At 45.8% G+C, this 21,298-nt stretch carries 17 protein-coding genes and 4 tRNA genes; 16 read left to right on the top strand and 5 right to left on the bottom strand.

The features are described from left to right. The 9 genes from wzxE to XPG1_RS15700 all read left to right on the top strand — a co-directional run bounded on the left by wzxE (nucleotide 1) and on the right by XPG1_RS15700 (nucleotide 6,812). Entirely contained in the window at nucleotides 1-1,251 is a 1,251-nt protein-coding gene (gene wzxE, locus XPG1_RS15740; protein WP_045960101.1) for a lipid III flippase WzxE, read from the top strand. Continuing rightward, a complete protein-coding gene (locus XPG1_RS15735; RefSeq protein WP_045960100.1) occupies nucleotides 1,248-2,363 on the top strand; it encodes a TDP-N-acetylfucosamine:lipid II N-acetylfucosaminyltransferase in 1,116 nt (371 codons plus the stop codon). The genes wzxE and XPG1_RS15735 overlap by 4 nt, the downstream gene beginning before the upstream one ends. Further along, entirely contained in the window at nucleotides 2,360-3,820 is a 1,461-nt protein-coding gene (wzyE, locus tag XPG1_RS15730; protein WP_045960099.1) for an ECA oligosaccharide polymerase, read from the top strand. The genes XPG1_RS15735 and wzyE overlap by 4 nt, the downstream gene beginning before the upstream one ends. Next, a complete protein-coding gene (gene wecG, locus XPG1_RS15725; protein ID WP_045960097.1) occupies nucleotides 3,807-4,544 on the top strand; it encodes a lipopolysaccharide N-acetylmannosaminouronosyltransferase in 738 nt (245 codons plus the stop codon). Before wzyE ends, wecG begins: the two co-directional genes overlap by 14 nt. 276 nt (nucleotides 4,545-4,820) lie before the next feature. Further along, complete coding sequence (gene thrP, locus XPG1_RS15720) at nucleotides 4,821-6,203, top strand: bifunctional threonine/serine APC transporter ThrP (protein ID WP_045960094.1); 1,383 nt, start codon at nucleotides 4,821-4,823, stop codon at nucleotides 6,201-6,203. Nucleotides 6,204-6,366: 163 nt separating this feature from the next. Continuing rightward, nucleotides 6,367-6,443, top strand: a tRNA-Arg gene (locus tag XPG1_RS15715). Nucleotides 6,444-6,533: 90 nt separating this feature from the next. Continuing rightward, nucleotides 6,534-6,609, top strand: a tRNA-His gene (locus tag XPG1_RS15710). Nucleotides 6,610-6,624: 15 nt separating this feature from the next. Next, nucleotides 6,625-6,711, top strand: a tRNA-Leu gene (locus XPG1_RS15705). Nucleotides 6,712-6,735: 24 nt separating this feature from the next. Next, nucleotides 6,736-6,812, top strand: a tRNA-Pro gene (locus XPG1_RS15700). Between the two features lie 756 nt (nucleotides 6,813-7,568). Here XPG1_RS15700 and hemY read toward each other — a convergent pair. From hemY to hemC, 4 genes are read right to left on the bottom strand one after another with little or no spacing between them, the layout of a single operon-like run. Next, nucleotides 7,569-8,774, bottom strand: a complete 1,206-nt coding sequence (gene hemY / locus XPG1_RS15695) for a protoheme IX biogenesis protein HemY (RefSeq protein ID WP_045960092.1) — start codon at nucleotides 8,772-8,774, stop codon at nucleotides 7,569-7,571. A gap of 2 nt (nucleotides 8,775-8,776) precedes the next feature. Then, nucleotides 8,777-10,003, bottom strand: coding sequence for a uroporphyrinogen-III C-methyltransferase (hemX, locus tag XPG1_RS15690; protein WP_045960090.1), 1,227 nt, complete (start codon nucleotides 10,001-10,003; stop codon nucleotides 8,777-8,779). A gap of 20 nt (nucleotides 10,004-10,023) precedes the next feature. Further along, nucleotides 10,024-10,764, bottom strand: coding sequence for a uroporphyrinogen-III synthase (gene hemD, locus XPG1_RS15685; RefSeq protein WP_045960088.1), 741 nt, complete (start codon nucleotides 10,762-10,764; stop codon nucleotides 10,024-10,026). Next, complete coding sequence (hemC, locus tag XPG1_RS15680) at nucleotides 10,761-11,702, bottom strand: hydroxymethylbilane synthase (RefSeq protein ID WP_045960086.1); 942 nt, start codon at nucleotides 11,700-11,702, stop codon at nucleotides 10,761-10,763. Before hemC ends, hemD begins: the two co-directional genes overlap by 4 nt. 715 nt (nucleotides 11,703-12,417) lie before the next feature. On the opposite strand from hemC, the gene XPG1_RS15675 reads away from it, so the two are divergent. Then, nucleotides 12,418-15,015, top strand: a complete 2,598-nt coding sequence (locus tag XPG1_RS15675) for a class I adenylate cyclase (RefSeq protein WP_045960084.1) — start codon at nucleotides 12,418-12,420, stop codon at nucleotides 15,013-15,015. A gap of 116 nt (nucleotides 15,016-15,131) precedes the next feature. On the opposite strand, the gene cyaY is transcribed toward XPG1_RS15675, so the two are convergent. Continuing rightward, entirely contained in the window at nucleotides 15,132-15,452 is a 321-nt protein-coding gene (gene cyaY / locus XPG1_RS15670; RefSeq protein WP_045960082.1) for an iron donor protein CyaY, read from the bottom strand. 78 nt (nucleotides 15,453-15,530) lie between these two features. Between cyaY and lptM the strand changes: the two genes are divergently transcribed. The 6 genes from lptM to uvrD all read left to right on the top strand — a co-directional run bounded on the left by lptM (nucleotide 15,531) and on the right by uvrD (nucleotide 21,228). Then, on the top strand, nucleotides 15,531-15,731 hold the full coding sequence (gene lptM / locus XPG1_RS17805; RefSeq protein ID WP_045960842.1) for an LPS translocon maturation chaperone LptM: 201 nt from the start codon (nucleotides 15,531-15,533) through the stop codon (nucleotides 15,729-15,731). Nucleotides 15,732-15,771: 40 nt separating this feature from the next. Continuing rightward, the gene (dapF, locus tag XPG1_RS15660; protein WP_045960080.1) at nucleotides 15,772-16,596 is read left to right on the top strand and encodes a diaminopimelate epimerase; all 825 of its coding nucleotides are present in this window, start codon (nucleotides 15,772-15,774) and stop codon (nucleotides 16,594-16,596) included. A gap of 48 nt (nucleotides 16,597-16,644) precedes the next feature. Beyond that, nucleotides 16,645-17,349 (top strand): DUF484 domain-containing protein, encoded by a 705-nt coding sequence (locus XPG1_RS15655; protein ID WP_045960078.1) that lies wholly within the window; start codon nucleotides 16,645-16,647, stop codon nucleotides 17,347-17,349. Further along, entirely contained in the window at nucleotides 17,346-18,260 is a 915-nt protein-coding gene (gene xerC, locus XPG1_RS15650) for a tyrosine recombinase XerC (RefSeq protein ID WP_045960076.1), read from the top strand. The genes XPG1_RS15655 and xerC overlap by 4 nt, the downstream gene beginning before the upstream one ends. Next, complete coding sequence (gene yigB / locus XPG1_RS15645; RefSeq protein WP_045960074.1) at nucleotides 18,260-18,976, top strand: 5-amino-6-(5-phospho-D-ribitylamino)uracil phosphatase YigB; 717 nt, start codon at nucleotides 18,260-18,262, stop codon at nucleotides 18,974-18,976. The genes xerC and yigB overlap by 1 nt, the downstream gene beginning before the upstream one ends. An 86-nt stretch (nucleotides 18,977-19,062) precedes the next feature. Further along, the gene (gene uvrD / locus XPG1_RS15640; protein WP_494545914.1) at nucleotides 19,063-21,228 is read left to right on the top strand and encodes a DNA helicase II; all 2,166 of its coding nucleotides are present in this window, start codon (nucleotides 19,063-19,065) and stop codon (nucleotides 21,226-21,228) included. Nucleotides 21,229-21,298: the final 70 nt, after the last annotated feature.

Genomic DNA, 21,298 nt, shown 5'->3' with positions numbered 1-21,298 from the left:
ATGTCACTGGCTAAATCTTCTGTCTGGACGGCTGGCTCCACACTGATCAAGATTGGTGTGGGGTTGTTGGTCATTAAACTACTGGCGGTCTCTTTTGGCCCAACGGGGGTTGGGCAAGCGGGTAATTTTCGCCAACTCATTACCGTACTAGGCGTGCTCTCTGGTGCCGGAATTTTTAATGGCGTCACCAAATACGTGGCAGAACATCATCAGCAACCGGAAAGACTCAGGACAATATTGGGTACCTCATCCTCCATGATCTTGGGATTTTCAACCTTACTGGCATTGGTCTTTCTCTTATTCAGTGAGGTGATAAGTATTGGTCTGTTCGGCCACAAGCATTACCGAACCGTTGTGCAGGCGCTCGCATTTATTCAAATGGGGATCGCTTATGCCAATTATTTTCTGGCTATCCTGAAAGGGTTCAGGGATGCTAAGGGAAATGCGCTGGCAATGATTTTAGGCAGCTTGACAGGGGTGATAGCCTATGGTCTCTGTTATTGGCTGGGGGGGTACGAAGGAGCACTGGCAGGTTTGGCATTGATACCGGCATTAGTGGTTTTACCTGCCGGGTTGATGATACTGCATCATAACGTGATAACGTTCTCGGTTTTGAAACCGATGTGGGATCGTGCGGTGGCTAGTAATCTGGGTAAATTTACCCTGATGGCGTTGCTGACGTCGATAACATTACCTGTTGCTTATATCATGATGCGAAACTTGCTGGCAGCGCGTTATAGCTGGGAAGAAGTGGGTATTTGGCAGGGAATGAGCAGTATTTCGGATGCGTATTTACAATTTATTACCGCGTCTTTCACGGTCTATTTATTGCCGACACTTTCTCGTTTGGAAAGTAAACAAGAAATTACCCGTGAAATTATCAAGGCACTGAAATTTGTGTTGCCTGCGGTGGCTGCGGTCAGTTTTGTGGTCTGGTTGTTGCGTGATTTCGTTATTTGGCTGCTATTTTCAGATAAATTTATGGCTATGCGGGATCTGTTCGCGTGGCAATTCGTGGGCGACGTGTTGAAAGTTGGCGCTTATGTTTTTGGTTATCTGGTTATAGCGAAAGCTGCACTGCGTTTTTATGTCTTGACTGAAGTCAGCCAATTTCTTTTACTAACGGGTTTTTCTCATTGGCTGATCCCTGTAAATGGCGCTTTGGGCGCTGCTCAGTCATATATGGCAACTTACATTGTTTATTTCATTCTTTGTTGTAGCGTATTTACTATTTACCGCAGGCGAGCATGACAACCCTAACTCACGTTTTGGGATCGGATATCCCACATCACAATCAAACGTTACTGCGTTTCTTTAATGACGTTCTGGCGCAGGAAATCCATTTTTCTGCCAAACCGTGTTTTATGGTGGTGTCCAAGGACCATACATGGCAATGGCATTACCCCAATCTGAGCATTGCACTTTATAACGACAAATCCGCCTTATCACAGGCGGTAATAAAGCAAGCCAAGATGAATAGAACTGCCCGATTCTTTTTCCACGGGCAGTTTAATGCGGCTTTATGGTTGGCTTTACTGGTGGGAAAGATCAAGCGACACCAATTTTTTTGGCATGTTTGGGGTGCTGATTTATATGAAGAATCCCGTCAACTAAAGTTTCGTTTGTTCTACTTATTTCGTCGCTTGGCACAGAAGCGAGTGGGGCATATTTTTGCCACACGTGGTGATCTATACTATTTCTTCCAGCATGGTTCTCAACAGGCTGTTCGTTCGAATCAGAACAAACCGACTGTGCCATCCTCGTTGCTCTATTTTCCGACCCGGATGGAACCTGCGTTGACGCTGCAGGAAAAAACATCATCGCCGGCAGGCATGACCATCTTATTGGGGAATTCAGGCGATCAATCTAATCGCCATATTGATGCCTTGCACAAGATCCATCGCCAGTTTGGTGATGAGGCGAGAGTGATGATACCGATGGGGTATCCTGATCATAACCAGGCTTATATCCAACGTGTGGAGCAGGCGGCATTATCTTTGTTTCCAGCGCAACACGTTCATATCGTAAAAGATAAATTAGCGTTTGATGAATACGTGTCACTGTTGCGCCAATGTGATTTGGGGTATTTCATTTTCAAGCGTCAACAGGGTATTGGAACACTTTGCTTGTTGATTCAATTGGGTATTCCGTTTGTACTGAGTCGTCAAAATCCCTTCTGGTATGATTTAACCGAGCAGAAAATACCTGTTCTGTTTGATGGTGATGAACTCAATAAACACTGGGTGCAGGAAGCACAGCGCCAGATGCTGTCCCTCGACAAAAAAATGATTGCTTTTTTTGATCCCAACTTCATTGAAGGGTGGAAAACGGCCCTGTCGGATGCATCTGGAGAGTCTCAATGACCTTGACACAATTCGGTGGGCTTTTCGTTGTGTACGGGATCTCACTGGCCTTTATCCTCATCTTAATCTATCAAGAGTTTCGACGTGTCCGTTTTAACTTTAATATCTTTTTCTCATTATTGTATTTGCTGACATTCTATTTTGGCTTTCCACTGACCAGCGTATTGGTCTTTCAGTTTGATGTAGAGATAGTCCCTGTCGATTCACTATTACATGCGATGCTGGCATCTGGCTGTTTTTACGCGATTTACTATGTGGCTTATAAAACACGACTGACTTATAAAACTCGGTCTGATAATGAGGCACACATTGGCCATTGTGCTCATCGTGATCCTTTAAAGCCTGGAACTTTAATGATGACTTCACCGCGTAAGCCTTTATTTACGATGAACCGGGTGGAAACGAATCTGGCGTGGCTGCTGCTTGCTGGTATTGCTATCGTGACGGTCGGTTTGTTCTTTATGCAGAATGGTTTTTTGTTGTTTAAGTTACAGTCTTATAACCAGATATTTTCCAGTAAAGTTTCTGGTGTCGCGCTCAAACGGTTCTTCTATTTCTTTATTCCTGCCATGCTGGTGGTCTTTTTCCTGAAACCGACTAAAGCCCGATGGCTGTGTTTTTTAGTGGGAACAGTCGGGTTTGGTATCCTGACTTATGTGATCGTCGGGGGAACACGGGCTAACATTATTATTGCGTTTGCATTGTTTCTGTTTATCGGGATTGTTCGCGGCTGGATCACACTGTGGATGCTGTTTGCTGCCGGGATGATGGGTGTTGTCGGCATGTTCTGGCTGGCATTGAAGCGCTATGGCCTGGAGGTGAGCGGAGCGGAAGCATTTTATACGTTTTTGTATCTGACGCGAGATACGTTTTCTCCGTGGGAAAACCTGGCGCTGTTACTGGATAATTACAGCAAAATAGATTTTCAGGGACTGGCTCCGATTATCCGCGATTTTTATGTTTTTATTCCCAATTGGGTATGGCCGGACAGACCCAATCTGGTCTGGAATACGGCTAACTATTTCACGTGGGATGTATTGAATAACCACTCTGGTCTGGCGATTTCACCCACATTGATTGGTTCTCTGGTGGTGATGGGGGGGGTATTTTTTATCCCACTGGGAGCCATCGTCGTCGGCTTTCTGATCAAATGGTTTGATTGGATTTATGAAGCAGGGAAACAAGAAAGCAACCGCTATAAAGCGGCCATTTTGCAGGCTTTCTGTTTTGGTGCAATATTTAACATGATTGTGCTCGCCCGTGAAGGTGTCGATTCTTTCGTTTCGCGGGTTGTGTTCTTTTGTATTATCTTCGGCCTGTGTCTGGTGGCGGCGAAATTGCTGTATTGGCTGTTTGAAAGTGCGGGGCTGATTCGAAAATTAGTGGTCAATAATTTGGCTGTGTCGCGAAAAACATCTGTTCTTTTGGATGTAAGGAAAGAAAATGGCGTTGAATAACATTCCCAAATACCGCATTCGGGGTCTCAGTATCTGGGGATTCCGTAGCATGTCACATTTCCTTGACCATCTTTTTCAGAATGAGCAAGTAAAAACAGGGACTTTGGTTGCGATTAATGCAGAAAAAGTGCTTACAGCGGAAAAAGATAATGCACTGAATAGGTTATTGGACGAGGCGGAATATTTATACGCAGATGGGATTAGTATTGTACGCGCCATACGCCGTAAATACCCTGATACGGAGGTATCGCGCATTGCAGGTGCTGATTTATGGGAAGCTCTGATGGAACGAGCCGGGCGTGCCGGTATTCCGGTTTTCCTGGTTGGCGGTAAACCGGATGTATTGGCACAGACAGAGAACAAATTACGCCGTCAATGGAATGTCAATATCGTGGGCAGTCAAGACGGGTACTTTACGCCAGAAACGCGTGATGAGGTGTTTAAGCGGATTCAAGCCAGTGGTGCTGAAATTATTACTGTCGCCATGGGATCACCTAAACAGGAAATTTTTATGCGCGATTGCCGCAAAGTTCATCCTGATGCTTTGTATATGGGGGTTGGTGGAACATATGATGTCTTCACCGGGCTGGTCAAACGTGCACCGAAAATCTGGCAAAATTTAGGTCTGGAGTGGTTATATCGTCTGCTTTCTCAGCCAAGTCGTATTCGTAGACAGTTCAAGTTGTTGAAATTTCTTGGTTATTATTACAGCGGCAAGCTGTAATCTTGATTTGATACCCGCGGTATTAAACAGCGTTTTTTATGTTTCTAAAAACATGAAAAAGTCATCTTGTTGTGTGTTCAAAAAGCCGTCACAGTGGATGGCTCTTCTCAACTGCGATGTTACATAAAACAGACATTGCCCCATTTTTATAATTTTTTATTCCACTGATTGGCAAAACGTGCTTTGATCCCGGCATTCTTTACAACGATTGATTATCAATTCCTGTATTTTTTCTGTTTGCAAATATAGACATCATAAAAGTGGATAGGGAGTTTTATGAGTGATTCAAAACAGAGCCTGCAAAGGGGACTTGAGGCACGTCATATTGAGCTGATTGCGCTAGGCGGCACAATCGGCGTAGGGTTGTTCATGGGGTCAGCCAGTACGTTGAAATGGGCCGGTCCCTCAGTTTTACTGGCTTACATTATTGCTGGACTTTTTGTTTTTTTCATCATGCGTTCGATGGGAGAAATGTTGTTTCTTGAACCCGTAACAGGGTCTTTTGCCGCTTTTGGGCATAAGTACATCAGCCCTTACTGGGGATACCTGACAGCGTGGGGCTACTGGTTTATGTGGGTTTCTGTGGGGATCTCGGAAATCACTGCCGTGGGCGTCTATGCTGAATTTTGGTTCCCTGACTTGCCTCAATGGGTGTCGGCACTGCTCGCGGTTGGATTGGTTGCTTTAGCTAATATGGCGGCGGTCAGGTTGTATGGTGAGTTAGAGTTTTGGTTTGCCATGATCAAAGTCACAACGATTATTGTGATGATTTTGATTGGTATTGGTTTGATTTTCTTTGGCCTGGGCAATGACTGGCAACCTATGGGTTTGGATAACCTGACTTCACATGGTGGTTTCTTCTCCGGGGGCTGGAAAGGCTTTTTGTTTGCGCTTTGTATTGTTGTTGCTTCCTATCAGGGGGTAGAGCTGGTTGGTATTACTGCCGGTGAAGCGAAAAAACCACAGGTTACCCTGAAAAAAGCGATCAACAATATTTTGTGGCGTATTCTGATTTTTTATGTCGGTGCCATTTTTATTGTTGTGACGTTGTTCCCGTGGACAGAAGTCGGCTCACATAGCAGCCCGTTTGTGATGACTTTTGCGAAAGTCGGTATTGTTTCTGCGGCGGCGGTGATTAACTTTGTTGTGCTGACCGCAGCGCTTTCAGGTTGTAATAGTGGCATGTACAGCGGCGGCAGAATGCTGTATGCCTTGGCGCAGAATCGTCAATTGCCAGCTTCATTGCTGAAGTTGTCGAAAAATGGTGTGCCGGTCAGGTGTGTTGCTATCACGATTGGTTGTCTGATTGCCGGCTCCAGCCTGAATTATCTGATCCCAAACCCGAAATCCGTATTTGTTTACGTTTATAGTGCCAGTGTATTACCGGGTATGGTGCCGTGGTTTGTGATTCTGGTCAGTCAATTACGTTTCCGTCAGCATCATGAGGAAGCGATGAAGCAGCATCAGTTCAAATCGATCCTATTCCCCTATGTCAATTATCTGACATTGGTTTTCCTTTTCTGTGTCTTGGTGGGAATGGCCGTTAACCCTGATACCCGTTTTTCACTGATAGTCGGGGGCGTATTTTTGTTGATCGTGTCATTAATTTATTGGCTGCATAAATGGTATTCACAAAAAAAATCAATGTCGTTTTCCTGATTTAATTTTGCACAGTAAAACTGTTTATGATGATATTGCGGTGGCGATGTGCTGTCTTTATCAACTAAATGAGCAAAGAGCAATCAAACGCATCATTTCTTTTAAAAAAGCACTGGACAGTACGACATTAAATCCGTACTATCCTCCACCGCAACGGCGTTAAGCGCCCGTAGCTCAGCTGGATAGAGCGCTGCCCTCCGGAGGCAGAGGTCTCAGGTTCGAATCCTGTCGGGCGCGCCATTTAAAGCGTGCAAGAGCAGTGGTAATGGGTTATCGTGGTTAATGGCGTTGTTGTGAAAGATAGCAGTATGTAAAAAGATAACTGTTATGGTGGCTATAGCTCAGTTGGTAGAGCCCTGGATTGTGATTCCAGTCGTCGCGAGTTCGAGTCTCGTTAGCCACCCCATCTTTTTTATGAAACGCGAGGGTGGCGGAATTGGTAGACGCGCTAGCTTCAGGTGTTAGTGTTCTTACGGACGTGGGGGTTCAAGTCCCCCCCTTCGCACCATAAAAGAGATAAAAAGATAGATTTCGGCGAGTAGCGCAGCTTGGTAGCGCAACTGGTTTGGGACCAGTGGGTCGGAGGTTCGAATCCTCTCTCGCCGACCAGATTCTGAAAAACCCCGCATATAGCGGGGTTTTTCTTTTATGATTAACGGATTTATTTGCATACGTTTTTTCTGCTTGCCTCCCGTTTTGGTCTTTTCTCTATTTTTTCGGTTAATGAAAAATTTCCTCTTTATTTCTTTTAATTTCTGTTTAATTTTTTTAGCACAACATTCCCTGTTTTTGTTGTGAGTGAGATTGCAACTTTTTGTTTTTAATATTTATTTGTGTTTTTGTTGTATTTCAACGACAAACCAGACACCGAAATGTCTCAAATAGGAGACATTTAACTGAATGATTTATATCATCTATATGTAAACGGCCCGATGTGCGTCGCAAATGAGAGACGGTATTTTAACGATATTTGGTGAAAGTCAGACTATCAATTATGGAAAGTCAGTTAACCCTGAGCTCAGGGCTATTGATCCTGATAGGAAAAGTTGGCATGTAAAATGCAAGATATAAGATTGTAGATACTCATCTCACTTGTTATGACAGCTTACCGCTTCATAAACCCCGAGATGATGTAGAGCTGATTTTCAGTGCCTATCGTCCATGTTATAGATGAGTAAGCATCATGTCTTTTCATCGCAAACCGGACACAACGTTGAGTGAGGCACTCTCCGTCTGTAGACCTGATTGTATTTATGCACCTGTCTTTTTCGACAGGTGTTTTTTTTATCTAGAGACACCTGGGTTAACCACTCAATTGCTTCCAGGTGCAGATGATTGTTAACCGAGGTGTGCCGTGAGGTGCTTTTATGCTGCGGTGTCATCATCACGCTTTAAGATCAACATAAAGCCTTTGCTGCGGGTTTGGATGGCTTCTTCTCGCTTGTGCGATTTGTCCAACGCATCGGCAAGCCACGCGTAATCATGAGCATCTGGTCGTTGTGTCAGCGCTGCTTTAAATGCTGATTCAGCCTTCGCCCACTCACCATGACGTAAAGCAATTTGTCCCACGGTGCTATTGAGCAGCGGGGTTGCGCCGTGCTGCTTTAACAGGTGAGAGAGTGTTTTTTGTATGGCGCTAGGGTCATTTGTCTTAAGGTGGGGAATTAAGAGCAAGAAACGTTCGTCATACTGCTGTTTTAATCCATTTAAAATAATTTCCTGAGCAGCTTCGTGATCATCACACTCAATGAAATGTTCGGCGATGGCGGTTTGTAGCATAATGTCATGGCGAATTTTTCGGCTTTGATCCTTCCACCATCGTTTCAGTCCAGTACTGCCTTTCTCCGCGATAATCTGATTCATTAACCCAATATAGGCTTGTTGGTGCAGTTTCTGGATCTCTTCTTCAGTGTGCAGATTAACTTTTCGCATAGCGGGCAAAAGATCAATCAAAGATTGGTAATCCCCTGAAAGAGAATAAGCTTTTTCTGCTAATCGCAGTACTTCAGGGTGACGAGGGGCATGTTCTAACAGTTTATCTACCCCCGTGTGTGCGGCATGAATGTCGCCTTGTGTCAGTTGGATACGGACACGGGTAATATCAACGGGAAGTTGGTCTTTACCTGCCACGTCTGCCGCCTGTTCAATATATTGATGGGTATTGAAATAATCACCACGTCGCAGCGCGGCTTCCGCTGCCAGTAAGTAGTTGACGACAGGCTCGTCTGCATGGTTGGCATTGCGTGTCATCAGACGCTCAACTTGTTTGAAATCGCCTTCCGCGAATTTCAGCAATGCCTGTTTCGTCTGAGAACGAGCACGATGACGTTTATATCCACCAAAGATCCAGCGATGGGTGAACGTGCTGGTACGTTTTAATCGACGATAACACCAACCGATAAAAATCAGCAGAAACTGCAACAGCAGGAAGATGATCACCAGCCCGGTGATACTGGTGGTGATATTATTTTTATCCGTCTGAATTAAAACATACCCTTGATGACCCGCCATTAACGGGCCGAGTACAATCCCGGCAATAAGGACAATGAACAGTGATAACACTTTTAGCATGTTCAGATCTCCTCTGCTGCGGGATCGGTGGTTTCGCTTGTCGTTGACAGTGATTGCGCTTCAGGCTGAGTTTCTGATGGGTCACCTGTTTGGTATTGGGTGGAATGAGGTAATGGTTTGGTCTTAGGTGACACTTCGGCAGGCGGTAAATGGTAGATCCGCTTACGTACCAGCTCTGCCAATATGGGTTGGCTGCTTAGCTGTTCAGGAACATCAATAGAGAGCGGTCTTTTTTGCAGTGAATCAACACTGTTCAAAAAGTGTTCTGCTTCCGGATTAGAGAGATCAAAATAAGCCTTCACCCAGGATTGAACATCCGTCAATGCATCCTGATAAATTGTAACCTGCTGGCGTGGCACGGCTTGTGCGGCGATCAGCAGTTTGGCACGAATATTCTCACGAAGATAAACGCCCTGATTGGGGGCTAACAACGGTGCTTTGCTGTCATCACGCGGGGTAATAGTAATAAAATTATCCATAAAGCTGTGCCAGCTATTGCTCAGGTTCTGACGCCAATCAGCCAGTGAGGTCGTAATATCATGTTGGTTGGCTTTCTCCGATGCCGCTTGTTCGATTTTGTTGGCAAGGTGCAAATTCCCGACTTGGTTTGCTAGCTGATTTAGCATCAGGATAATGCCATCCAAATCAATCTGTTTTATTTTGGTCAGAGAATCGATATCTACCATGATCGCTTTACGGGCAGAGTGCAAACTAGGATCACCCATTTCAGCAAGGTTTTGATCGGCATCTTTCAGCAAGGCGATGGCCGTGGTGATATTCTGTTCGCTCCATATCTTCCTGCCAGCCATTTTAATGAGAGAGCTTGCTTGTGCCAGTCGCCAGTTTTCGATGTCTGTATTTGAAAGTGCTGAAATACGGTTTTGCAGTTCAGCCACATGGCTATTGAGCTGCTGGTTCTGCGAACTGGCTTGTTGTAAGGCCGTTGTTAGTTCCTGGAGTTCGCTAGCAAAACGTTGCTCATTGGCAGACTGCTGTTGTACCAGCGAGGCAACTTCTTGTCGGAGAGTGAGGCTGTCAGCACTTAATTCCGCGTTCTGCTGTTGATGATGATAATAAAGATAAAGACCACCGATACCTATCGCCAGCGAAATGGCGATTGAGAGCGTACTGCTGACCCATCCACGCTGTTTCGGTTTTCGGGGCGGTGTTGCATCCTGCTGAGGGAGTTTGGTTTCAGCAGCATCTGTGGATTGCTTTTGTTCCGTCATTATGGACATCCCATATTAATTTATTCCAGCGCCTGGATTAAGGCATCATTGTCTGCACTCTTAGCGACTTTTATTGTTTGCCAGCCCAATGTTTGGGCAATATTTGCAAGGCGTTCGCTGACCACAATCAGGTCACAACGCAATAACCACGCTTTTCTATCGCTATCAGTGACTAAGTTATATAACAGTTGCAGCATTTCGCCACTTGTGACAACGATGGTTTGTATACCACATCGCTGCCAATGACGACTGAAACCAGATACATCGTATTTGACTGGCTGACGAGAATAACATTCACAGTAATCGACTTCACCTCCCCGAAACCGGAGTGTTGAAGCAATGACTTCGCGGCCACCATTGCCTCGGAGCAATAATATCTTTTTATTGCTCATGCTCTGTAGGGCAGGAAGCTGTAACAGATCTTCACTGGTTTCACCTTGCTCAGGGTAGGCTATTTCCAACCCCGTGCATTGATGAAACATCAGGGAAGTGGATTTACCAATACCATAATAGGATAGCTGATTAGGCCATAACTGGCCTTCTTGAATAAGCTGTTCATTCGCATAATGGACAGCATTTTTTGATAATAGAAAAACCAGATCCCCCGCGGATAGCCATTGCAGTTTTTGCGACAGTAACGGCAAATCAGCTCCCGGATAAATTTCGATGAGAGGGGCGCTGAAGGCGGATTTGCCAAGACCACGCAGCCGCCTGACCAATGCCTCTCCAGTGGGAGCAGGGCGGGTGATCAGAATACTCATTCGGGTGAATTCCTCTGATATACGCAGTCCAGGATCTGGCGTGCGCCTTTCTCCAACAATTCTTCCGCCAATGCGACACCCGCCTGACGAGCCTCTTTGGGTGATATCACCCGTTCACCCCGCACGATCACTGATCCATCAGGATGACCGACCAGCGCGCGTAGCCAAATAGCGTCTTCCTGCCAGATGGCGTAACTGCCAATTGGCACCTGACAGCCACCTTCAAGACGGGTATTCATCGCTCTTTCAGCGAGAACACAAACTTCTGTTCTTGCATGGTTCAAAGGGGATAACAGCGCACGAGTCTGATGATCATTGAGCCGACACTCAATACCTACCGCACCTTGACCGACAGCGGGCAGCAAGAACTCTGGCTCTAACGGCATACGGATTCGTGCTTCCAGGCCGAGACGTTTCAGGCCGGCAGCGGCCAGAATAATGGCATCATAATCGCCGTTATCGAGCTTATTCAGCCGAGTGCCGACATTACCGCGTAAGTCACGAACCACAAGATCAGGCCGTCGCTGACGGATTTGACATTGGCGACGTAAACTGGATGTACCAACAACACTGCCTGCGGGTAAGTCGTCGAGGGAAGCATAGGCGCTTGAAACAAAAGCATCGCGTGGATCTTCCCGTTCGCAGATGGTGACCAACCCTAAACCATCGGGAAATTCGACAGGGACATCTTTCATTGAGTGGACGGCAATATCAGCGCGCTTTTCAAGTAGTGCCAGTTCCAGCTCTTTTACAAACAGCCCCTTACCGCCTACCTTTGCCAATGGCGTATCGAGGATCACATCACCACGAGTTACCATCGGAACCAGCTCAACGTGCAGATCTGGATGAAAGTGTTCTAATTGTTTTTGAACATATTGTGCTTGCCACATAGCCAGCGGGCTTTGGCGGGTAGCGATGCGAATGGTTTTCATTGTCATGGATAAATATATTGAATAATCGTATTAACTCATGGTTTCTAATTATTTCCCTGCCCACTTGTTGTTTTATTGATCGCTGAACAAGCTGGCGTTGTTTGGGAATCGTCGTTTTTAACCACCAGTTAGTGAGAAAATAGTGTCAGTTTTAACATTTCAATGATTTTTTTTCCAGTGACGAAGAAGCCAGGAAAGATTGAAAGAGTCTATGGATAGACAGGTTATAAGATAAAAAGAATTTTAAAGATTAAAATAATATTTTTTTTGGATGGAGAAAATAAACAAACAGCTTGATTTAAAAGCAGATTGACATTTATGTTCAACTTGATAATAAAAATACAGTGAAGATATTTAACAATAAAAAAAGATGAGATTAAATAAAGGATGGAAGACGTGATGTACTGACAATGCGTTACTTCCGCGATAGGAAAAATTATCGAATGATAAGAACGTGTTTAAATTGTGAGGTTAAAAAATAGATTATTATGTTTATTTCGTGATTAACTTAATATTTTACAACGAGTTAATTCTATTTTGCTTATTGCAGTGAACAGGAAAAGATGGTAGGGCAGGCTTTACGCTTTGACTGCAAGGTGTTAAATTGATCACGTTTCCGACAATAAGTTTGTAAAAATAATTCTAGATGCTCTTTTAAGACCACGCATGATCGGAAACAGGGGACTACTTTAGGCACTGGAACTGATATCAGGCGAAACTCTTGTATCTCTATATTGAAACGCTAAAGCAGCGACTGGATGCAATTAACCAACTTAGATTAGAACGCGCCACCAGCTTAATGGGCGATGTGTTTAAGCAAGTTTATAATTTAATTCCAGTATTATTACATTACCATCATCCAATGATGCCCGGTTATATCAAAGGCGATATTCCTCATGGCGTTTGCTTTTTTATGCCTGATGAATCACAACCGTTTTTGGACAGCCAACTTATTGCTGCTTTGCCAGCGGTTTCATCGCATAAATCCAATGGTGAATTACCGATTACGGGCATTTACTCTATGGGCAGCACCTCTTCGATCGGGCAAAGTTGTTCTTCTGACGTCGATATTTGGGTTTGTCATCAATCCTGGTTGGACAATGATGAGAAAGCCTTGCTGGAACAAAAATGCACCTTGATAACGCAGTGGGCCGCTTCACAGGGTATTGAAGTGACCTTTTTTCTGATTGATGAAAACCGTTTTCGGCATAACGCCAGCGGCAGTCTGAATGGTGAAGACTGCGGCTCTACCCAACATATTCTTCTGCTTGATGAATTTTATCGCACGGCGGTTTGCATGGCGGGTAAACGTTTGCTTTGGGCCATGGTGCCGGTGGAAGAGGAAGCACATTACGATGAATATGTGCTTTCGCTCTATGCTCAGGGCGTATTGACTCCCAATGAGTGGTTAGATCTGGGCGGCTTGAGCGAGTTATCTGCAGAAGAATATTTTGGCGCGAGTCTCTGGCAGCTTTATAAAAGTGTGGATTCGCCGTATAAAGCCGTATTGAAAAGCCTATTGCTGGAAGCGTATTCATGGGAATACCCCAATGGAAAACTGTTGGCGATGGAAATGAAGCAACATTTTCATGATGGCGCAATAGTTTCCTTTGGGCTTGATGCCTATAGCATGATGCTGGAGCGTGTAACCCGTTATCTTGTTGCTACGAACGACCTTACGCGCCTTGATTTGGCGCGTCGTTGTTTCTATCTGAAGGTATGCGAGAAAGTGCTGGAAAGCCGGGATGATCAAGGTTGTACTGGATGGCGTCGGCAGGTGATATCCCAGTTAGTGCGTGAGTGGGGTTGGGATGAAAGTAAATTGACGATGCTGGATAATCGTAACGCATGGAAAATTGAGCAGGTGCGTGACGCCCATAATGAATTGCTTGATACCATGATGCAGAGTTATCGCAACCTTATCCGTTTTGCCCGCCGTAATAATTTGAGTATCAGTGCCAGCCCGCAAGATATTGGTGTATTGACCCGTAAATTGTATGCGGCTTTTGAAGCCTTGCCCGGTAAAGTGACGTTGGTGAATCCTCAGATATCACCGGATCTGTCAGAAAAAGATTTGACCTTCATTTATGTGCCGCCGGGGCGGGCAAACCGCAGTGGCTGGTATCTTTACAATCATGCTCCCACGATTGAATCAATCGTGGGTCATCAGCCATTGGAATATAACCGTTACCTGAATAAATTGGTTGCCTGGACTTATTTCAATGGCCTGCTGACCAAAGAAACCCGACTCTATATGCATCATGGGCAATCCCAGTGTGACAGGAAAAAACTGGGTGATTTGGTGGATGATATTGCGACGCATTTCCCGATCCGCTTACCCGCTCCCACACCAAAAGCGTTATACAGCCCTTGTGAAATTCGTCACTTGGCGATTATTGTTAATTTAGAGCAAGATCCAACGGCTGCTTTTTCCGAGCACATTGTCCGCTTTGATTTAAGAAATCTGAATGTTTTCAGTTTTGGCGAATCGCAACAATGTCTGGTCGGGAGCATTGATTTACTGTATCGCAATTCGTGGAACGAAGTGAGAACCTTACATTTCAGTGGGGAACAATCAGTACTGGAAGCCTTAAAAACCATATTGGGTAAAATGCATCGAGATGCAGCACCACCTGCTGATGTTGAAGTTTTCTGTTATAGCGCACACTTACGTGGTTTGATCCGTACACGTATCCAGCAATTAATTTCCGAATGTATAGAGCTACGTTTGTCCAGTAATCGACAAGATCCAAATCGCTTTAAGGCGTTACGGATTTCAGGGCAAACATGGGGGCTGTTTTTCGAACGGTTAAACGTATCGGTGCAAAAATTGGAAAACGCAATAGAGTTCTACGGCGCGATTTCCAATACGAAACTGCATGGTTTACCTGTTAAAATTGATACTAAAGAAAAACATTTACCGTCAGTCATTGATGGTTTTGCCTGTGAGGGGATTATTCAGTTCTTTTTCGAGGATATTGAAAAAGAACAGGGGTTCAATATTTATATTCTTGATGAATCCAATCGGGTAGAAATTTATTCTCATTGTGAAGGCAGCAAAGAAGAGTTAGTGCAGGATATCAGCCGTTTTTATTCATCATCGCATGATCGTTTTACTTATGGTTCCAGTTTTATCAACTTCAACTTGCCGCAGTTCTATCAAATTGCGCAAAAAGGTGAACGTACCCATGTTGCACCATTTATCGATGGCGTGTTCCCGGTGGATGGTATTGACGTGGATAATGAAAGGACTCATGTTGATGGGCAACGTGATGAAACATGTGCGAATGAACCTTATCGTTCACTGTATCATTATTGATAAAAATGAAGATATTCATCCTGTTAACACAAGCGCCCACAGTACATTAGGCGCCTGTTGCTATTAAACGATTGTTTTTATGGGATCACTGTTTTATCGCTGCCAGTGAAAGAGGCTCATGAAAATTGAAAGGACTCACCGCTCTGTTCAGTGATGGCGTGTGCCAGCATGGCAAGAAAATCATTGCCGCTGCGATCGCAGATCCATTGGTTATCCCGATAATTAAAATGGTAGCCGCCGCTTTTGGTTGCCAGCCATACCTGATGGAAAGGCTCCTGACGATTAATGATGATTTTACTGCCGTTTTCAAAACTCAGCGTCATCACCCCCCCGTTTGTTTCGTAGTCAATATCTGAATCGCCATCGTAATTATCCAGTTGCTCTTCAAGATGAAGCATCAATTGGTCGGCCAATTGATGAAATTCACTATCGTTCATGTTTATTTCCTATTTGCTTTTCAGGGCCTAGCTGCGATTATAGAGAGTATTAGCATATGAATCACAGGCATTAATATGATGAAAAAACAACTTCGTTGGTCACTGACTATCATAACATTACTTTCTCTGACAGGTTGTGGCTTGAAAGGTCCGCTCTATTTTCCCCCTGCGGCATCGGTTTCTATGCACAACATGGATAAGGCACAGCCAGAAAAATGGTCAAAAAACCTGGCATCAGAAAACCGGGGATCAAAAGACAATATATCAATGGGTGCTTAGTGAGAGTGGCTCGCGCCAGTGAGCTATCTTGGAGTCATATATGCAGTTCGCCAAAATGCATGGTCTTGGCAACGACTTTATGGTCGTTGATGCAGTGACCCAAAATGTTTATTTTTCTCCAGAGTTAATTTGTCGTCTGGCTGATCGACATACGGGGGTCGGCTTTGATCAGCTCTTGATTGTTGAAGCCCCCTATGATCCTGACTTAGATTTTCACTATCGCATTTTTAACGCTGATGGTAGTGAAGTTTCTCAGTGTGGTAATGGTGCACGTTGCTTCGCTCGTTTTGTTCGTCTGAAGGGGCTGACCAATAAACGTGACATCAAGGTCAGTACGCAAGCAGGGCGGATGGTGTTGAGCATCACACATGATGATCAAGTCTGTGTCAACATGGGAGAACCGGTTTTTGAACCGCAGCGTGTTCCTTTCCGCGCGCATAAAGCGGAGAAAACCTATATTATTCGCGCTGTCGAACGCACCGTGCTCTGTGGGGTTGTGTCAATGGGGAATCCTCACTGCGTTATAGCGGTTGATGATGTAGACACGGCCGAAGTGGCAATCTTGGGGCCTGTATTAGAAAGCCATGAACGTTTTCCTGAACGGGCTAATATTGGTTTCATGCAGATAATGAACCGGGGGCATATCCGCTTGCGTGTCTTTGAGCGTGGTGTTGGTGAGACGCAGGCATGTGGTAGCGGAGCCTGTGCTGCTGTCGCAGTCGGTATTCAACAGGATCTGCTGGATAAGCAAGTTCGAGTTGATCTTCCAGGGGGGATATTGCAAATTCGTTGGGATGGGCCGGGTAACCCCCTTTTTATGACCGGGCCAGCAACCCACATCTATGATGGTACGATTCATTTGTGATTGATTCTGTGTTGACTGAGTCATTCCTGAAATATGGGGCACTGGAAAATGAGTGAAAAAAACGATCCATTGCACATCGAAAAAAGACTGAATGATCAAGCTGTAGTGGATTATTTGGTGAATAATCCGGAATTTTTTATCCGTAATGCGAGTATGGTCGATAAGATCAAGATTCCCCATCCGGTACGGGAATGTATCTCTTTGATGGAATGGCATATGAATCGCCAGAGGAAACGCATCTGTTATCTGGAAGACGACCTGAACCACTTGGTCGAGCAGGCGAAGCAGAATGAAATACTGTTTAGCCGTTTATTGCAACTTCTGTCTGATCTCTCTGGCGTTCAGAGCTTGCAGGCGTTTCTCTCCTGTCTGAGTTCATGGTCAAAAGCACTTGGATTGAGTAACAGTTATATTCGGTTATTCAGTGATAAATGGCATCTGGGGGCACCACAAAACGCCCCTGAGTTGGCGATTTCCCGTTACGCCTTTGAAACTGTCCGTATTAAACGATTTGGTGAAAAAAATCATTATCTTGGTCGCTTACATGGCCCGGAGATCCTCCTGTTAATGCCACAGGCGCGCCATGTGGGTTCTGTGGCAATTTCCCTGCTGGGATCACACGGGGATTTAGGCATGGTGATTTTCAATAGCCACAATAAACAGCATTATCACGAAGACATGGGGACTGACATGCTCGACCATTTGGCGAAGCTGCTACCGGGGTTATTGTCCCGTTGGATTGAACGCGCATGAGCCAACCGATTGATTTACTGTTAGCTCCTGTGGAAGACTTTCTGCTCTATTTGCGGGTTGAACGACGCTTAAGCCCCGTCACCATTACTAACTACCGACGTCATTTGGTGGTTTTGGCGCAAATGTCACTGGAGATGGGCATCGATCAGTGGCCGGATCTGGACCCGGCTAAAGTCAGAATGTTGACGACCCGCAGTCGTCGAGCGGGATTACAGTCTGCCAGCCTTGCCCTGCGTCTTTCTTCTCTGCGTTGTTTTCTTGACTGGATGGTCATGCAAAATAAACTGGAGGCAAATCCCGCTAAAACAGTCAGTACCCCGCGCAAAAAACGCCACTTGCCTAAAAATATGGATGTGGACGAAGTGAATCAACTGCTCAACATTAATTTGAATGATCCGCTGTCAGTGCGTGACAGAACGATGTTGGAAGTCATGTATGGTGCGGGATTGCGTTTGTCTGAGCTGGTCGGGCTTGATTGTCGTCATCTGGATTTGGAAAGTGGGGAAGTCTGGGTTCATGGCAAGGGTAGCAAAGAGCGAAAAGTGCCGTTTGGCCGTATGGCGCAGGCATGGCTCCAGCGTTGGCTGGAAATGCGGGAATTATTTAAACCGGAAGATGATGCGGTTTTTATTTCCAGCCAGAGCGGGAAACGCATCTCGGCCCGTAACGTACAGAAACGCTTTGAACAGTGGGGGATTCGGCAAGGTGTTAGCAGTCACATCAACCCCCATAAATTACGTCACTCTTTTGCCACACATATTCTGGAATCCAGTGGTGATCTGCGGGCAGTACAAGAATTATTGGGTCATGCGAACCTGTCGACCACCCAGATCTATACCCATTTGGATTTTCAACACCTGACAAAAGTTTATGATGTGGCGCACCCCAGAGCCAAACGAGGGAAATCATAATGCGTTTTTATCGGCCGCTCGCGCCGTTTGCTGCGATGACTTTCGATCTGGATGATACCCTTTACGATAATCATCCTGTCATCGAGAAAACCGAAAAAGAAGTGTTATGTTTTATCAGGCAGTACGATGCTCGGTTCGGTCATTTTGAGCATGAAGATCTGCATGTGTACCGTCAGGCCATTCTTGAACGGGAACCGGATATTTACCACAATATGACATTATGGCGTCGCCAGTCCGCAGAACTCATGTTTACCCATTATGGTTTCAATCATGAGGAAGCCGTCCGTGGTACAGATGAAATCATGTCTTGCTTTACCTACTGGCGTAATCAAATTCCTGTTCCACAATCGACTCATCAGACGTTGGCGGTATTGGCGGAAAAAATCCCGTTGGTGGCAATTACCAATGGGAATGCGGAACCGGCCGCCTGTGGGCTGGCACCTTATTTTGCGTTTGTTCTGAAAGCGGGCGTTGATGGGCGTGCTAAACCTTACCCTGATATGTACCATGTGGCGGCAGAGCGCCTGAACCTACCTGTACATCAGATTCTGCATGTGGGGGATAATCTGAATACCGATGTCAAAGGGGCGCTTTATTGTGGTATGCAGTCTTGCTGGATCAACATGGGGAATAAAAATTTGATGCAAGAACCGGAAGGGCGTCTGATCCCACATGTTGAGATTTCTGATTTAGCTTCTTTAATAGCACTGATATAATTTCAGGCTGTAATCTCTATAAAAAACAGCCTGACTTGTTGATCTTATGATGTTAAACCAGTCACCGCTGACAACTGATGGTAATTATGGACGTTTCTTATCTGCTCGAAAGTCTCAATGACAAACAACGCGAAGCGGTCGCAGCATCTCGCAGTAACATGCTGGTTCTGGCCGGTGCTGGCAGTGGTAAAACGCGTGTATTGGTTCACCGGATCGCATGGTTACTCTCAGTTGAAAATGCGGCGCCATTTTCTATCATGGCGGTTACGTTTACCAATAAAGCGGCGGCTGAGATGCGGCATCGCATTGAAAACCTGATTGGCACCAGTCAGGGAGGCATGTGGATTGGCACATTCCATAGTCTTGCTCACCGCTTGTTACGCGCTCATCATCTGGATGCTAATTTGCCGCAGGATTTTCAGATCCTCGATAGCGAAGATCAGCATCGTCTCATCAAACGCATCATCAAAGCGATGAATCTGGATGACAAACAGTGGCCGGCCCGTCAGGGAATGTGGTACATCAATGGCAAAAAAGATGAAGGCTTACGCCCACAGCACATTGAAAATTATGGCAATCCGGTCGAGGCGACCTGGCTGAAAATCTACCAGGCCTATCAGGAAGCGTGTGATCGCGCTGGATTGGTGGATTTTGCGGAATTACTGCTGCGAGCGCATGAACTCTGGTTGAACAAGCCGCCGATCCTGCAACATTATCGTACACGTTTCACCAATATTCTGGTGGACGAATTTCAGGATACGAACAGTATTCAATACGCCTGGATCCGTCTTCTGGCTGGTGAGAGTGGCAAGGTCATGATTGTCGGGGATGATGATCAGTCCATCTATGGTTGGCGTGGGGCTCAGGTCGAAAATATTCAGCGCTTCCTCACCGATTTTCCGGCAACGGCAACAATCCGTCTGGAACAGAATTATCGTTCGACCAGCAATATCCTCAAGGCGGCTAATGCCCTGATTGCCCATAATCATGATCGTTTGGGTAAAAATTTATGGACAGAAGGGCGTGAAGGGGAACCGATTGCCCTTTATAGCGCCTTCAATGAGCTGGATGAATCCCGTTATGTTGTCAGCCGTATTAAGCATTGGTTGGATAACGGCGGGGCACTGAAAGAGTGTGCGATCCTGTATCGAAGCAATGCGCAATCCCGTGTCTTGGAAGAAGCACTGTTGCAGGCTGCCATGCCTTACCGCATTTACGGTGGTCAGCGCTTCTTCGAGCGTCAGGAAATCAAAGATGCTTTGTCTTACTTGCGCTTGGTCGCAAACCGTCACGATGATGCGGCTTTTGAACGCGTGGTCAATACGCCAACCCGTGGCATTGGTGACAGAACACTCGATGTTGTGCGTCAGGTGTCGCGTGATCAGCAAAAAACCTTGTGGGAAAGTTGCTTATTATTGATACAGGAAAAAGTGCTGGCGGGTCGGGCGGCCTCTGCTTTGCAGCGTTTTATTGAGTTAATTGAAGCGCTGGAAACAGAGACTCAGGAAATGCCATTGCATGTACAGACCGATCGTATTATCCGTGATTCTGGCTTATGGGCGATGTATCAACAGGAAAAAGGCGAAAAGGCGCAGGCGCGTATTGAAAACCTTGAAGAACTCGTCACCGCAACCCGCCAATTCAGCTATCAGGACGAAGATGAAAATCTGCTGCCATTGCAGGCCTTCCTGTCCCATGCCGCACTTGAATCGGGTGAAAGTCAGGCAGATGCCAGTCAGGATGCGGTGCAACTGATGACTTTGCATTCAGCGAAAGGTTTGGAATTCCCACAAGTCTTTATTGTCGGTATGGAAGAAGGCATGTTTCCGAGCCAGATGTCCATTGACGAGGGCGGCCGGTTGGAAGAAGAGCGCCGTCTGGCCTATGTCGGTGTGACCAGAGCGATGGAAAAACTGACACTGACTTATGCGGAAAGTCGTCGGTTATATGGTAAGGAAGTGCATCACCGTCCCTCGCGTTTTATCGGTGAACTTCCGGTGGAATGCGTGGCAGAAGTTCGCCTGCGGGCAACCGTCTCCCGCCCGGTTAGTCACAAACGGCTTGGTACGCCAATCAGCGCCAGTGACAGTGGTTACGCGCTTGGGCAGCGTGTACGTCATCCTAAATTTGGTGAAGGGACGATTATCAATATAGAAGGCAGCGGGGAACATTGCCGGTTGCAAATTGCGTTTCAGGGTGAAGGGATTAAATGGCTGGTAGCCGCTTATGCCAGGCTGGAAACGAGCCAATAATCCGGTTGAGAGTTGACAGGATTTTTCTTCTAAGCGTAACATTCGCGCCTTACGATAAACGTAGGGGGTA

The sequence above is a fragment of the Xenorhabdus poinarii G6 genome (assembly GCF_000968175.1).
Lineage (GTDB): Bacteria > Pseudomonadota > Gammaproteobacteria > Enterobacterales > Enterobacteriaceae > Xenorhabdus > Xenorhabdus poinarii.
The sequence above is the reverse complement of the archived record's forward strand: the minus strand, read 5'-3'. Positions and strand labels throughout refer to the sequence as shown.

Excerpts from the sequence above, each read along its gene's own strand:
- wzxE (WP_045960101.1), top strand. The coding sequence starts at position 1 with ATGTCACTGGCTAAATCTTCTGTCTGGACGGCTGGCTCCACACTGATC.
- XPG1_RS15735 (WP_045960100.1), top strand. The coding sequence starts at position 1,248 with ATGACAACCCTAACTCACGTTTTGGGATCGGATATCCCACATCACAAT.
- wzyE (WP_045960099.1), top strand. The coding sequence starts at position 2,360 with ATGACCTTGACACAATTCGGTGGGCTTTTCGTTGTGTACGGGATCTCA.
- wecG (WP_045960097.1), top strand. The coding sequence starts at position 3,807 with ATGGCGTTGAATAACATTCCCAAATACCGCATTCGGGGTCTCAGTATC.
- thrP (WP_045960094.1), top strand. The coding sequence starts at position 4,821 with ATGAGTGATTCAAAACAGAGCCTGCAAAGGGGACTTGAGGCACGTCAT.
- hemY (WP_045960092.1), bottom strand. The coding sequence starts at position 8,774 with ATGCTAAAAGTGTTATCACTGTTCATTGTCCTTATTGCCGGGATTGTA.
- hemX (WP_045960090.1), bottom strand. The coding sequence starts at position 10,003 with ATGACGGAACAAAAGCAATCCACAGATGCTGCTGAAACCAAACTCCCT.
- hemD (WP_045960088.1), bottom strand. The coding sequence starts at position 10,764 with ATGAGTATTCTGATCACCCGCCCTGCTCCCACTGGAGAGGCATTGGTC.
- hemC (WP_045960086.1), bottom strand. The coding sequence starts at position 11,702 with ATGACAATGAAAACCATTCGCATCGCTACCCGCCAAAGCCCGCTGGCT.
- cyaY (WP_045960082.1), bottom strand. The coding sequence starts at position 15,452 with ATGAACGATAGTGAATTTCATCAATTGGCCGACCAATTGATGCTTCAT.
- lptM (WP_045960842.1), top strand. The coding sequence starts at position 15,531 with ATGAAAAAACAACTTCGTTGGTCACTGACTATCATAACATTACTTTCT.
- dapF (WP_045960080.1), top strand. The coding sequence starts at position 15,772 with ATGCAGTTCGCCAAAATGCATGGTCTTGGCAACGACTTTATGGTCGTT.
- XPG1_RS15655 (WP_045960078.1), top strand. The coding sequence starts at position 16,645 with ATGAGTGAAAAAAACGATCCATTGCACATCGAAAAAAGACTGAATGAT.
- xerC (WP_045960076.1), top strand. The coding sequence starts at position 17,346 with ATGAGCCAACCGATTGATTTACTGTTAGCTCCTGTGGAAGACTTTCTG.
- yigB (WP_045960074.1), top strand. The coding sequence starts at position 18,260 with ATGCGTTTTTATCGGCCGCTCGCGCCGTTTGCTGCGATGACTTTCGAT.
- uvrD (WP_494545914.1), top strand. The coding sequence starts at position 19,063 with ATGGACGTTTCTTATCTGCTCGAAAGTCTCAATGACAAACAACGCGAA.